A 12,648-nucleotide genomic window follows, 5' to 3' on the forward strand; every position below is an offset into this window, starting at 1 on the left:
ACGCCCGGCGGGGGCGCGGGCGGGGCGTCCACTTCGCCGTGATCTACGTCCGTCAAAGCAGGGTCCAGGAAGGGCCGTCCGGCACGCGATACCAGGCACGCTGGCTGTCCGGAGTGATCGCGAGCCTGAAGTCCTCACGGGCGGGGGTGCCCTTCGGGAAGATCGAGGCCAGTTCCTCAACGGTGTCCCAGAGCCGACGAGGGCCGATTTGCCGGACCTTTCCCCCGACGTGGGCCGTGGCCGTGGAGCCGTCGTCCACCCACAGGCCCACACCGGTCAGGTCGCCCTCGTCATCACGCCAGGAACACGAGTGGTATCCGGGGAGTGCGAGCGACAGCGGAAACTTCAGCCGGTCGAGCACGTCCTGGGCCGGAACCGCGGTCCTCTCCACCGGCTGGACTTCCAGGCCCGCGAAGTCGGGACTCCTTCCCGTCGTGCGGCGCGGCATGAAGAACGCGGGCGTCGGGAGAAACCGCCCAGTCGCCTCGCCGTGGTCCCGGACGACAACCCTTGCCACGCCGAAACCGACGGGAGCGACGATCACCGCGCCCTCACGCACCTGGGAGAGGAGCGGGGGCGGGATGCACTGGAGTCCGGCCGTGGCGATGACGCGGCTGTACGGTGCGCGGGCCGGGTAGCCCTCAGCGCCGTCCCCGGTGAACGTGAAGGGGTGGAGCCGGCATTGGGCCAGCCGTTCGCGGGCGAGGCGCACCAGTTCGGGATCGACGTCCACACTCACCACACTGTCGCTGCCCAGGCGCGATGCCAGCAGAGCGGCGTTGTACCCGGTACCGGTGCCCAGCTCGTACACCGTGTCGCCGACCTGAGCGTCCAGCGCGTCCAGCATGGCCAGCATCAACCCGGGTTCACTCGACGACGAGGTCGGGACACCGTGTTCGTCGAGTTGCGTCGTCAAGGCCGTGTCCGCATACACGGTCTCCAGATAGCCGGGATCGGCAGCGGACACTTCAATCCATCGGCCCCGTTCGTCCTGCCTGAGGAAGACGGGGACGAAGTGCTCCCGCGGCACGTCGGCGAACGCGGCCGGCCATTCGCTTGAGTGTCCCTCGCAGAGGGCGGCAGCGAACTTCGCGCGCAGCTCGGCCGCTGTGTTGTTGCTCGGTGCGCTCATGCGGTGGTTCCTTGCAGATAGTCAGCGTGTGCCGCCGCGATGGGTAACCCGGTGCGGTTCTCGACCCAGGACCAGGTGCCGGCCGGGTTGTTCTCAAAGAACACCCACTCGTCCTCGGGGGTTACGGCGAAGTCGAATGAGCCGAAGACGATTCCGTACGAGGCCATGAAGCGGCGTACGGCTGTGGCCACCTTCGCGGGCACGGTGGTCGTGCCGTACTCGATCGCCCCGTAGTCCGTTCGCCAGTCCGTGCGCGCCTTCTCGGATGTGCCGACGAGGGTGCCCGCGAACATGTTCCCGTCCACGACGACGAGGCGCACTTCGTACTGCTTCGGGATGGCTTCCTGCATGTAGTGCGCGGTCAGGCGGATGCTGTCATCGAAGTCGACAGGGTCGATCCTGTGGGTTGCGACCATCAGCTCTCGCCCTGTGCCCGTGTTCAGACGGCCGCCGAGGACGGGCTTGCAGATCAGCGGAGCGTTCAGCTGCTTGGCGAAGGCGCGGGCCGCGTCCGGGTCGTTCGTAATGATGCTGTGCGGCACCCTGAGCCCCGCACGTGTGGCCGCGACGAGCTGCTGTGGCTTGTGAGCGGCGACGCGGTCGGAGTGCGGGTTGTTGATCCAACGGACAGGGAGCGCGGAGAGCAGGTTCAGCATTGCGGCGTCTGCTTGGTTCTGCGCCCAGGTCGCATACGGTTCGGTCACGGTGTCGGCGATGACGGGACGTCCGGGCCGCCTGTAGTAGACGGCCCGGACATCCTCCAGCCGCACCGATCGATGCCCGTCGTCCAGCGTTCCTCGCCACCCCGTGACTGCCGGGGCATGCCCGGCGGTCACGGATACCTTCTGCGGGAAGTCGGCGGAGTCGAAACGCATCACAGGGACGTCCCGCTGATTGAGCTGGTCCACGACCATGTCGGCGGAGGCGTCGAGCTGTTCAGCGACGACGAGTACAGGCCGGGCGGCCGTCATCAGGAGGCCGGTGCGAAATAGGGGTCGGACACGTCATCGCCCTTGCCGTCCAAGTTCGTGTCCGTGGTTGAGGCGGCGTGGTCGGCGGTGTGCCAGGGCGACCCGTCGGCCTGGACGTTGAGCTGACGCTCTTCGTCCCAGACGACTCCTTCAATGGACGTGGCAACGAGACATGGACGGTCAGCAGCGCGAGCGGCGAGCGGGATCAAGTTTGTGGTCATCGATCCTCTCTCCTTTTATTTTCCATCTCGTCGGCGGCCGCTCGACGAGGAGTTGCGGAGCCTGCCCGTTTGTCAGCCGTCACACAACCGGATGTCGACGGGCAGGAGCTTTTGTCAGCCACGCGCTCGGCAGTGGTGCGCAGAGCGCCCACCAAGTCGTAAGCGTCGTTTCTACCGCTCTCTGCCGTGCTGGATGGACCCTCACCGGGGAATCCTTGTCCTGATCTGTGTCAGCCGAGAGGATGTCGCCTCGTCAACGCAGTACCGCTGCGGCCAGCGAGCCGCCGAGGGCGGTGAGGCAGATGATGTACGCGAGCTGCCGACGGAGTTCGCCGGTGCCCGCTGGTTCAGGTCGAGCTACAGCAACGACCAGGGCGGGCAATGCGTCGAGGGTGCCCGGTTGGACGGGGCGCGGATGGCCGTGCGCGACTCGAAGGCTCCGGAGTTGGGGGCTTGTCTTTTCCCGGCCGCCGCCTGGCACGCGTTCGTCGACGGGATCAAGGACGGTGGCACCGTCGGCTGACCCCTCGTGTACGGAGGTCCCTGCCAACCCGCCGGCGGGGACCTCCGTCACGTTCCAGTGCCCCCTCATGCCGTTGCGGCATGCCAGGCGGATCGGACCGCCAGGCGCAGATCGATTCAGGGCACGGTGTCGCCCTCGCACAGCAGACAGCGTTTGAGTTCGATGAAGCCGCACTTCTCGGCGAAGCGAAGTCCGTCCGGGCCGGAGGCCGGCACCACGGTCTCGATCACCTGGGCGTTCGACCGGCGCGAGCCCCGTGCCGAGGACTACCCGGACCTGCGACCTGATCATCCCGCTCTCCCCGGCCACGCTCGTGGCGCACGGCCGGTGACCTTCGACGAGTGGCTGGGGCGCGACTCCTGGGACCTGCTGCCGCCGGGCTGGGGGTGAGGGCCGGGGCTGCGGAAGCTCCGCTGCGGCACCGACCGGATCATCAGCATGGCACTGGGTATCGTGGAGATACGCGTCAATTCTTGACTGCTGAGCGGCGATTCGAGGCGTATCTGGCGCGGCTCGATCGTCCTGTGGGACTGTGTTGGCATGAATACGGGACGTATCGCATTGATCGTCACCTGCCTGTCGGTCGCGGTATTAGGTATTTGGCTGACGGTCGTGCGGTGGGACGACGCGAGCAAGGTTGCGACGGTGGTGTCGGCGCTGGGCGCGGTCGCGGCAGTCGGTGTCGCAATCTGGGCGACCTTGCAGACACCTCCGACCCGAGGCCCGGTCGTTGTGTCGCGGACCGGTCGGGCGACCGCCCGTTCCGGCGGAAGGGCCATCACGGGTCTGACCGGAAGGGCTGACGGGGCCGGCTCGGTGCGGGTGGAGCACACCGGTGATGCGGAGTCCTCCGGTGGGGACGCGATCACTGGTTTTGAGCAGAAATAGGGCACTCGCTATGAGGCGCAATGGTTTCAGCCGGGTGGGGGACGGATGAGCGAGGTCTCGAAGTCGAGCAAAGTGGCTCGTAGCGGCTCAGCAACTGCATCAGGCGGCGTTGCCAATTCCGGGATTCATTACGGGGACATCAATATCCTGCCCGGGACGCCGGTGCGGACGCGGTACCTCGAACAGGTGCAGCGCATCGCTCCACCCGAATTGGAAGGAAGGGACGCCGAACTGGCGGAGTTGGCCGAGTTCTGTGTCTCGCCAGCCAGCGCCGGTACCTATGCCTGGTGGCGTGCACCGGCATGGTCGGGCAAGTCGGCGTTGATGTCGTGGTTCGTGCTGCATCCGCCTCGCACCGTGCGGATCGTGTCATTTTTCATCACCGCACGGCTGGCGAGCCAGAACGACCGGGGCGCGTTCCTCGACAATGTACTCGAACAGTTGCTGACCATGCTGGGTGAAGCACCGCCTTCGTTCTTGACCGAGTCGACTCGTGATGCCCATATGCTGAACTTGTTGGCCAGGGCTGCCGAAGCCTGCCGCGACCGCGGGGAGCAGTTCGTGCTGTTGGTGGACGGGCTGGACGAGGACCGCGGCGCGGGAAACGGCCTGGATTCGCACAGCATCGCCGCGTTGCTGCCCGCCCGTCCGCCCGCTGGGATGCGGGTCGTCGTCGCGGGTCGGCCGAATCCACCCATCCCTGCCGAGGTGCCGACGCATCATCCCCTGCGCAACGATTCCATCGTCCGGAAGCTGACGCCGTCCCCCAGGGCCCAGGTCGTTCGGGCAGAGATGGAACACGACCTGCTGCGGCTCCTTGAGGGGACCGCCGGTGAGCAGGATCTTCTCTGCCTGGTGACTGCCGCGGGCGGTGGATTGTCGGCAGAGGACCTGGCGGAGCTGACGGGCTGGTGGCCATGGGAGATCAATCGGCGTTTGCGTACCGTGGCCGGGCGGAGTTTCTCGGTGCGTGGCAGCCAGTTCCGGACCAGTGGGCCGGAGGTGTTCCTGCTCGGCCATGAACAGTTGCAGGTCACCGCGGCCGATATGTTCGGACCTGCCCGGTTGGCTGAATATCGCGAACGCCTTGACACCTGGGCCCAGCAGTACCGCGCACGGAGATGGCCGGAGGAAACACCGGAATACCTACTGCGCGGCTACTTCCGTATGCTCCACGCTGTCGGCGACGTGAAGAAAATGGTGGCTCTTTCCACCGATACTGATCGCCAGAACCGCATGCTCGATTTGTCAGGGGGTGATGCGGTCGCACTATCCGAGATCTCGACGGTCCTGGATACGCTTGCTGAGAAGGACGAGCCTGATCTGCTGGTGATGCTCCGTCTGGCGATGCATCGCGAGCACCTTTCCGACCGTAACAGCCATATGCCTGGAGGCCTTCCTGCGGCGTGGGCCAGGATCGGCCAGTTTCACAGAGCGGAATCACTCGCCGAGTCCATGCCCATCGATTCCCGAGTCGCCGCGATGGCGTCTCTGGCCGAGGCCGTCTCGGAAGTGGGAGACGGTCAACGGGCGCGGGAGATTCTGGAGCGGGCCGAGACGGTCGCCCGGTCCCTGGGCGACCCCGGCAAGCAGGCGTGGGAGCTGGCCTGCGTAGCCGGGGCCGTATGGGAGGTGGGAGACGGTCAACGGGCGCGGGAGCTTTTGGAGCGGGCCGAGGCGGTCGCCCGCTCCACGAGCGACCCTTCAGGGCAGTCGGCGGCGTTGGGATTCATGGCCCAGGCCGTTTCGAAGCTGGGAGACGGTCAACGGGCACGTGAGCTTCTGGAGCGGGCCGAGAAGGTCGCCCGCTCCATCGCCGACCACAACGAGCAGTCGGCAGATTTGCAGAGAGTGGTTAGCGCCGTGGCGGGGGTCGGGGACTGCGCGTGGGCCGAGAGGATTGCCCGTTCCATCACTGACGACGGCTGGCAGGCAGTGGCGCTGGGCTCCGTGGCCCGGGCTGTCGCGGAGGCCGGAGACCACCGGCGGGCCGAAAAGATCGCTCGCTCCGCCGCCACCACTGACGGGAAGGCTGTGGCATTGGGGGAGGTGGCGGAGGCTGTCGCGAAGACCGGAGACCACCAGCGGGCCCACGGACTTCTTGAACGGGCCGAGACGATGGCCCGCTCCATCACCGACGATCAGCAGGCGGAGGTGGAGCGTGCGGACCGGATCAGCCAGGAACAGGCGTTGATGCTTCTGTCCGGTTCCGTCGCGGAGGCCGGGAACTGCGCGTGGGCCGAGACGATGGCCCGATCCATCACTGAGCTTGCCCGACAGTCGAGCGCGTTGGTGTACGTGGCGCGGACCGCCGCAGGGGCTGGAGACTACCGGCGGGCCGAAACGATCGCTCGCTCCCTCACCACCGCTGAAGGGCGGGCAGGGGCGTTGGTGTCCCTGGCCAACGCGGCCACGGCGAGGGGAGACCGTCGGCGAGCGCGGGAAATCCTGGAGGAGGTCGAGACGCTCGCCCGTTCCATCACAGACTCCAAATCACAAGCGGAAGTGCTGACCTTTCTGGGCGATGCTGTCGCGAAGGCCGGAGACCGCCAACAGGCACACGGCCTTTGGGAGCAGGCGGAAGCGTGTGCCCGTTCCGTGGACGGATTCTGGCAGAGGATCACGGTGTATCCCTTGGCATACAGCGTGGCAGGGGGTGGGTACTTCGAGTGGGCCGAGAAGATCGCCCGTTCCATCACCTATCCCGCCTGGCGGGCCGAGGCGTTGGCGTGTGTGGCCGGGGTGGTCGCGGAGGCTGGAGAGCACCGGCGGGCCGAGGAGATCGCCCGTTCTATCGCGGACCCGGATGAGCAGGCCGAGGCGCTGGTGAAGGTGGTCCAGGCTGTCGTGGAGGCTGGAGAGTACCGGTGGGCCGAGGAGATCGCCCGTTCTATCGCGGACCCGGATGAGCAGGCCGAGGCGCTGGTGAAGGTGGTCCAGGCTGTCGTGGAGGCTGGAGAGTACCGGTGGGCCGAGGAGATCGCCCGTTTCGTCACAGGCCCTGAAAAGCAGGTCGAGGCGCTGGTGTGCGTGGCTCGGGCTGTTGCGGACAGGGGAGACGGGCAGCGGGCATCGGAGATTCTGGAGCAGGCCGAGGAGATCGCCTGTTCTGCTGACGACCCCGACGAGCAGGCCGAGGCGCTGGTGTCCGTGGCCCGGGCCGCCGCGGACACGGGTGGCAGCCGGCGGGCGCAAGCGGTGATGGAGCGGGCTGAGGAGATCAGTCGCTCCATCACCGAATCCGACTGGCGGGCCAAGGCGCTGGTGTGCGTGGCTCGGGCTGTTGCGGACAGGGGAGACGGGCAGCGGGCATCGGAGATTCTGGAGCAGGCCGAGGAGATCGCCTGTCTCACCACTGACCGTGAGTGGCAGGCCAGGAGGCTGGTGTATGTGGCTCGGGCTGTCGCGGATCTGGGCGACAGGCAGCGGGCACGAGGGGTTGTGGGGCGGGCCGAGGAGTTTGCCCGTTCCGTTGCCGATCCCGACGAGCGGGCCGAGGTGCTGGCGATGGTGGCCCGGGCTGCCGCGGGCACCGGAGACCACCGGCGGGCCGAGGAGATCGCCCGTTCCATCACCGAGCCCAACCTGCAGGTGGAGACGCTGGTGCATGTGGCCAGGGCCGTAGTGGAGTCAGGGGACTATCGGAGGGCTCAGCTGACCGTCTGCTTCATCACCGACGCTTTCCGGCAGGCATCAGCGTTGCTGAAAGTGGTTGAGGCTGTCGCGGATTGTGGAGAGCACCGGCGGGCCGAGGAGATCGCCCGCTCCATCCCCCACCCTGACCAGCAGGCACAGGCGTTGGCGTATGTGGCCGGTGCTGTCGCGAAGGCTGGAGATCGTCAACAGACATCCGCGGTGCGTCTGATTGCCGACGCCTTGAGGCTCGCTGATTGGCGCCGCTCGCTGTGGGAGCTGATCCAGGTCGCTCCCGGCGGGGTCAAGGCATGCGTCACCGAGCTGGAGACCCTGCGCGACGCTCGGCTCGTTGACCGCGCGCACCCGGCTTGAGCGCGCGTACACCCCCACCGGGCGGCGTGTCCGGTGGGGGTGTACGGGGGGTGAGCCCGGGTCGGGCCGTCCGGCAGGGCTGCGATGTGGTGGTCAGCAGCTCTGCCAGAGTCGGGACATGACACGGACGCCGAAGCGCAGGCCCTCCAGGGGCACGCGCTCGTCCACGCCGTGGAAGAGCCGGCCGTAGTCCAGGTCGTGCGGGAGCTTGAGGCCCTTGAAACCGAAGCAGCGGATGCCGAGGCGGGTGAACGCCTTGGCGTCGGTGCCGCCCGGGTTGCAGTACGGGACGGGGTGGCCGTCCGGGTCCTCGGCGCGTACCGCCGCGCACATGGCGTCGACCAACGGGCCGTCGAACGTCGTCTCCATCGCGATGTCGTGGTTGACCCACTCGCGGGTGACCGAGGGCAGCAGGAGCCGGTCGATGGTGTCGATCAGCTCCTGCTCGTGGCCGGGCAGGAAGCGGCCGTCCACCCGGGCCGTCGCCTTTCCGGGGATGACGTTGGTCTGGTAACCGGCGTCGAACATGGTGGGGTTCGCGGAGTTGCGGAGCACCACCTGCATGAAGTCGGAGACCGGGCCCAGCCGTTCGAGGCTGCCCTCGATGTCGTCCTCGTCGAACTCGACCCCGTAGAGGCGGGCGGCCTCTTCGAGGAGGGCGCGGACCGGTTCGATCAGGCGGATCGGGAAGGTCTCGCGGCCGATGCGGGCCAGCGACTCCGCGAGGTCGGTGACCGCGTTCTCGTCGTTGGGGGAGGAGCCGTGGCCGGCCCGGCCGGTGGCGGTGAGCTCCATCCAGGCCATGCCGCGCTGGGCGTTCTCGATCGGGTAGAGGCGGCGGGTGCCGTCGATCGCGAAGGAGAAGCCGCCACCCTCGCCGATCGCCTCGGTGACCCCGGCGAACAGGTCCGGACGGTGCTCGACCAGCCAGTGGGCGCCGAACTTGCCGCCCGCCTCCTCGTCGGCGAGGAAGGCGAGGACCAGGTCGCGGGAGGGCCGGGTGCCGGTGCGGGCGAAGTGACGGGCGGTGGCGATCATGACGGCCACCGTGTCCTTCATGTCGATCGCGCCGCGCCCCCAGAGGTATCCGTCGCGGATCTCGCCGGAGAAGGGCGGGACCTGCCACTCGGAGGCGTCGGCGGGTACCACGTCCAGGTGGCCGTGGACCAGCAGTGCGCCGCGCTCCGGGTCGGCGCCCGCGATCCGGGCGATCACGTTGGCGCGGCCCGGGGCCGATTCGACCAGTTCGGATTCGATGCCCGCCTCGGCGAGGCGGCCCGCCACCCAGTCGGCGCAGGCGCGCTCGTCGCTGGTGGGGTTCGAGGTGTCGAACCTGATCAGCTCGGCGCAGAGGGTGATGACCTCGTCCTGGGACAGTTCGGATGCCGGGACGAGCGGAGTGCTGGTGTCGGGGGTGGTCATGTCGCTCCCACGGTCGCTGGTGGTCATGCTGCTCCCACCGGGGTCGTGTCACGGGCGGCCGGGGCGTCGGCGTCCGCGTCGTCCAGGGTGGAGGTGCCGTACGGCTTCACCCAGCCCAGCAGGCCGAGGACGCTGTACAGGACGAAGGCGGTGGCCAGCGAGTTCAGGGCCGGTATGCCTCCGTCGTAGAACTTGCCGACGCAGAACGCCGCGATCCAGATGACGAGGGACATCGGCACCCAGGTCGGCGAGGTCTTCGGCAGGGTCTCGGACTCCCGTGTGTCGTCCAGCGGCTTGCGCATCCGCTTCACGACCCAGTACTCGGCCACGATGATGCCGCCGATCGGCGGGATCGCGACGCCGAGCACGGACAGGAAATCGGTGAAGTGGGTCATGATCCCGACGGCGGACAGGACGGTGCCCGCGACGCCCAGGACGATCGTGATGACACCGCGGTGCAGCCGCTTGCCGAAGACGACCTGGAAGAAGTTGACGACGCCGAGCGACGAGCCGTACAGGTTCCAGTCGTTGATCTTCGCGGTCGACATCAGGACGACGATCACGCCGAAGGCGCCGGAGGTGGAGAGCACGATGTGCGACACCTCGCTGCTCTTGACCAGGTGGCCGAGGAGCACACCGGTCATGCCGACGATGTACTCGGAGAGGATCATCGACGCGGCGCTCTGCAGGAAGACGTGCGAGCCCTTGCGGTTGTAGCGGGTCATCTCCGGGGCCACGATCGCGCCCGTCATGTAGCCGCCCGCGATGGCGGTGGCGGCGACGGCCAGCGGGATCGTCTGGCCCGGGGCCGGGGAGTCGATCAGATCGCCGATGGAGTGGTCCTTCAGCGTCGAGACGATCGACCAGGCGACCATCGCGAAGAAGAGCGGGGTCACGATCTTGGCGAAGACGGCCATGTAACGGAAGCCGAAGATCACCAGGGCGGTGATCGCGGCACCGGCCAGCGCGCACCACATCCAGGAGGGTCCGCCGATCAGCGCCGAGACGCTGTTGCCGAAGATCGTGTTCTGGACGCCGAACCAGCCGACCAGGCTGACCGCGATGACGAAGCTGACCAGCGCGGAACCGTTGCGGCCGAAGCCCACCCAGCGGGTCAGCATGGGGGTCGCCAGGCCCTCGCGCATGCCGGCCATCCCGATCGCGAAGATCACGATCTCCAGGATCACCGCCCCGAGCGTGAAGGCGAGGAAGGCGTCCCCGAACGTCATGCCGACGCCGATGGTGGCGCCGAGGGTGAACTGCGAGATCGAACCGGACTGGGCCAGCCACTGGAGCAGCATCGACCAGAAACCGAACCGCTTGTCGCGCGGGACGCGGGAGAGCGAGTAGTCGTCGCTGCCGATGCTCTTCGCCTCGGGGGCGCCGTCCGTCCCGTGCGTGTCGTCGTGTCTCGCCGCGCGGGTCGCGGCACCGGCCTTCGGGGTGGCTGCCATCAGGGCTCCTGGGAGGTACGGCCGAGGGTCTGGAGGTGAGCCAGGGACCCGTAGCGGCTGACGAGGTTGTCGAACTCCACCGCGTCGTGGAAGTCCAGGTGGCCGCCGCCGTAGGACTTGGCGACCTCCACGGCGTAGCGGGCGGCGGAGGCGATGTCCGCCTCGTGGCTCGCACCCGTGGCGCAGCCCGGCACCGCGGCGGCCGAGGTGATGGCCAGGCCGACGACCGGGGCGGCCGTCGCGGTGGCGGGCTGGAGGATCGAATTGATGTGGTGTGCACCGTTACCGTACGGTGTGATGTCCTGCGTGGTCACGGGATACGTGACCAACGGCTCACCGGTCACCACGGCCAGCAGTTCGCCCAGCGCCTCGCTGACCCGCAGCACCCAGCCCTCCTTGACGGTGGGTGACAGGGCGAGGCCCTTGTGGTTGATGATGCGGTTGCCCTTGGTGGTGTCGATGGAGAGCACGGCCTCCATCTCGTCGGTCACCTCGTGGCGGTTCATGGTCGCGATGTCCACGGGCGAGCCCATGAACGGCACCGGGTCGTGCGGCTCGGTCGGCGCGCTCGGGCAGATGTGGGTGGCGACGACCACGTCGCCGGGCAGCACGTCGCCGCGGCGGCGCATGTCCAGCAGCTTGGCGGCGGTGGCCAGCGCGGCGACCGCCCCGTCGGCGTCGGAGACCATGCCGGTCACCTCGGGCCGGGCGCCGATGCCGCCGAGCCGGCCCACCACGCCCAGCGTGCGGGCGTCGCCGCCGGACGCGCGCCCTCGCGCACCCGGGATGCGGACCAGTACGAAGTCCGTCGAGCCGCGCTCGCCGGTCACCGTGGTGACCTGTGCGGACGCGCCCTCGGCCCCGCTGACGGAGTCGAGGTACCCGGCTACCGCCTTGCCATCGACCTGGGGATCGTCCAGCAGATCGACGATGTCCAGCACGTACTTCAACATGGGGGGCCTTTCTCATCTCACTCGTCCGGACACCCGGGCTTCACGCATCCGGGCATTCGGGTCCCACTCGTCCGGACACCGGCAGGTGCGGTCCGGGCACCCGGGCCCGCGCCCGGCGGGGGCAGGAAGACGGGGCGGGGTGCTGAGGCAACATTCGGGATCGGATAGCGTTGAACGCAACACTTTCCCGTTATTTGCAATTCACGTCTGAATGGTGAGATGACCATGGCGGACTTCGATCTCGACCGGCGCACCCCCACCGGGGCACTGCAGACCGTCGACCGGGCGCTCCTCGTGCTGCTCGCCTTCGAACGGACCCGGCCCGACTGGGGCGTCACGGAGGTCGCCGTGGAGTTCGGCTGGGACACCTCTGTCGCCCAGCGGCTGCTCGCCACCCTCGCCGGGCGCGGCTTCCTCGTCTCCGACCCCGTCACCCGCCGCTACCGCATCGGCCCCGCCGTGCTGCGGCTGGGCCGGCTCTGGGAGCGTTCCGGATCACTGGAGCTGCTGGCCGGGCCCGTCCTGGAGGAGCTGCGCCGGGTCACCGGCGACACCGTGCTGTTCTGCCTGCCCGACAGCTTCCACATGCGGTGCGTCGCCGCCGAGGAGGGGGAGGCCGGACCGCTGCGCTACTACCCGCTGGTCGGTGAGCTCTACCCGGCGCACGCCGGCGCGACGAGCAAGTCGTACTACGCGTACCTGCCCGACGAGCAGCGCCACCGGCTGTTCCGGGGCCGCCCCATGGCCCGCTTCACCGACCGGACGGTCACCGACCCGGACCGGCTGGAGGAGGAGTTCATCAGGGTCCGCTCCCAGGGGTACGCCTGGACGGTCGGCGAGTACGACACCGGTATCGCGACCGTCGCCGTGCCCGTCTTCCTGGGGCGCGAACCGTACGGGAGCCTCAGCCTCGGCGGCGCCGAGGAACTCTTCCGAGGGGCGCCCGAGGACCGGCTCGAACCCCTGCGCCACGCTGCCCAGCTGCTGGAGAAGCGCCTCACCCAGCCCCCGCAGCGCCCGGGGCCGCGCGCCCGGCGCCCGCGTACCGCCTGATGATCCGGAAAAGACCCGTGCGC

The 12,648-nt window shown here is 68.4% G+C and carries 11 protein-coding genes; 5 read left to right on the forward strand and 6 right to left on the reverse strand.

Annotated features, from left to right (window positions below; translation table 11 throughout):
* Window positions 1-52: 52 nt before the first annotated feature.
* The 3 genes from AMK22_RS05590 to AMK22_RS05600 are packed head-to-tail and all read right to left on the reverse strand — an operon-like array spanning window position 53 to window position 2,324.
* Window positions 53-1,132 carry a methyltransferase domain-containing protein gene (locus AMK22_RS05590; RefSeq protein WP_073782119.1) on the reverse strand — a complete coding sequence of 360 codons (1,080 nt, stop codon included), beginning with the start codon at window positions 1,130-1,132 and terminating at the stop codon, window positions 53-55.
* Window positions 1,129-2,103, reverse strand: a complete 975-nt coding sequence (gene tgmB, locus AMK22_RS05595) for an ATP-grasp ribosomal peptide maturase (protein ID WP_073782120.1) — start codon at window positions 2,101-2,103, stop codon at window positions 1,129-1,131. The genes AMK22_RS05590 and tgmB overlap by 4 nt, the downstream gene beginning before the upstream one ends.
* Window positions 2,103-2,324 carry a hypothetical protein gene (locus tag AMK22_RS05600; protein ID WP_073782121.1) on the reverse strand — a complete coding sequence of 74 codons (222 nt, stop codon included), beginning with the start codon at window positions 2,322-2,324 and terminating at the stop codon, window positions 2,103-2,105. The genes tgmB and AMK22_RS05600 overlap by 1 nt, the downstream gene beginning before the upstream one ends.
* Before the next feature lie 193 nt (window positions 2,325-2,517).
* Between AMK22_RS05600 and AMK22_RS37310 the strand changes: the two genes are divergently transcribed.
* The 4 genes from AMK22_RS37310 to AMK22_RS05620 all read left to right on the forward strand — a co-directional run bounded on the left by AMK22_RS37310 (window position 2,518) and on the right by AMK22_RS05620 (window position 7,743).
* A complete protein-coding gene (locus AMK22_RS37310; protein ID WP_079185936.1) occupies window positions 2,518-2,847 on the forward strand; it encodes a DUF397 domain-containing protein in 330 nt (109 codons plus the stop codon).
* A 153-nt stretch (window positions 2,848-3,000) separates the two neighbouring features.
* A complete protein-coding gene (locus tag AMK22_RS41990; protein WP_199883137.1) occupies window positions 3,001-3,237 on the forward strand; it encodes a hypothetical protein in 237 nt (78 codons plus the stop codon).
* A gap of 150 nt (window positions 3,238-3,387) precedes the next feature.
* Window positions 3,388-3,735 carry a hypothetical protein gene (locus AMK22_RS05615; protein ID WP_073782122.1) on the forward strand — a complete coding sequence of 116 codons (348 nt, stop codon included), beginning with the start codon at window positions 3,388-3,390 and terminating at the stop codon, window positions 3,733-3,735.
* A gap of 45 nt (window positions 3,736-3,780) precedes the next feature.
* Complete coding sequence (locus AMK22_RS05620; protein WP_143203522.1) at window positions 3,781-7,743, forward strand: hypothetical protein; 3,963 nt, start codon at window positions 3,781-3,783, stop codon at window positions 7,741-7,743.
* Between the two features lie 93 nt (window positions 7,744-7,836).
* On the opposite strand, the gene AMK22_RS05625 is transcribed toward AMK22_RS05620, so the two are convergent.
* Genes AMK22_RS05625 through AMK22_RS05635 form a run of 3 tightly spaced genes read right to left on the reverse strand, consistent with a single transcriptional unit; the run spans window position 7,837 to window position 11,572 of the window.
* On the reverse strand, window positions 7,837-9,192 hold the full coding sequence (locus tag AMK22_RS05625) for a M20/M25/M40 family metallo-hydrolase (protein ID WP_424860931.1): 1,356 nt from the start codon (window positions 9,190-9,192) through the stop codon (window positions 7,837-7,839).
* Window positions 9,189-10,619, reverse strand: a complete 1,431-nt coding sequence (locus AMK22_RS05630; protein WP_073782124.1) for a cytosine permease — start codon at window positions 10,617-10,619, stop codon at window positions 9,189-9,191. Before AMK22_RS05630 ends, AMK22_RS05625 begins: the two co-directional genes overlap by 4 nt.
* Complete coding sequence (locus AMK22_RS05635) at window positions 10,619-11,572, reverse strand: DUF1177 domain-containing protein (protein ID WP_073782125.1); 954 nt, start codon at window positions 11,570-11,572, stop codon at window positions 10,619-10,621. The genes AMK22_RS05630 and AMK22_RS05635 overlap by 1 nt, the downstream gene beginning before the upstream one ends.
* Window positions 11,573-11,791: 219 nt before the next feature.
* Here AMK22_RS05635 and AMK22_RS05640 point away from each other — a divergent pair, with 219 nt between their 5' ends.
* Window positions 11,792-12,625, forward strand: coding sequence for an IclR family transcriptional regulator (locus AMK22_RS05640; RefSeq protein WP_073782126.1), 834 nt, complete (start codon window positions 11,792-11,794; stop codon window positions 12,623-12,625).
* Window positions 12,626-12,648 lie beyond the last annotated feature (23 nt).

This window comes from Streptomyces sp. CB01580 (assembly GCF_001905795.1).
GTDB lineage: Bacteria > Actinomycetota > Actinomycetes > Streptomycetales > Streptomycetaceae > Streptomyces.

Coding starts and splice junctions, on each gene's coding strand:
- AMK22_RS05590 (WP_073782119.1), bottom strand. CDS start 1,132: ATGAGCGCACCGAGCAACAACACAGCGGCCGAGCTGCGCGCGAAGTTC.
- tgmB (WP_073782120.1), bottom strand. CDS start 2,103: ATGACGGCCGCCCGGCCTGTACTCGTCGTCGCTGAACAGCTCGACGCC.
- AMK22_RS05600 (WP_073782121.1), bottom strand. CDS start 2,324: ATGACCACAAACTTGATCCCGCTCGCCGCTCGCGCTGCTGACCGTCCA.
- AMK22_RS37310 (WP_079185936.1), top strand. CDS start 2,518: ATGGACCCTCACCGGGGAATCCTTGTCCTGATCTGTGTCAGCCGAGAG.
- AMK22_RS05615 (WP_073782122.1), top strand. CDS start 3,388: ATGAATACGGGACGTATCGCATTGATCGTCACCTGCCTGTCGGTCGCG.
- AMK22_RS05620 (WP_143203522.1), top strand. CDS start 3,781: ATGAGCGAGGTCTCGAAGTCGAGCAAAGTGGCTCGTAGCGGCTCAGCA.
- AMK22_RS05625 (WP_424860931.1), bottom strand. CDS start 9,192: ATGACCACCAGCGACCGTGGGAGCGACATGACCACCCCCGACACCAGC.
- AMK22_RS05630 (WP_073782124.1), bottom strand. CDS start 10,619: ATGGCAGCCACCCCGAAGGCCGGTGCCGCGACCCGCGCGGCGAGACAC.
- AMK22_RS05635 (WP_073782125.1), bottom strand. CDS start 11,572: ATGTTGAAGTACGTGCTGGACATCGTCGATCTGCTGGACGATCCCCAG.
- AMK22_RS05640 (WP_073782126.1), top strand. CDS start 11,792: ATGACCATGGCGGACTTCGATCTCGACCGGCGCACCCCCACCGGGGCA.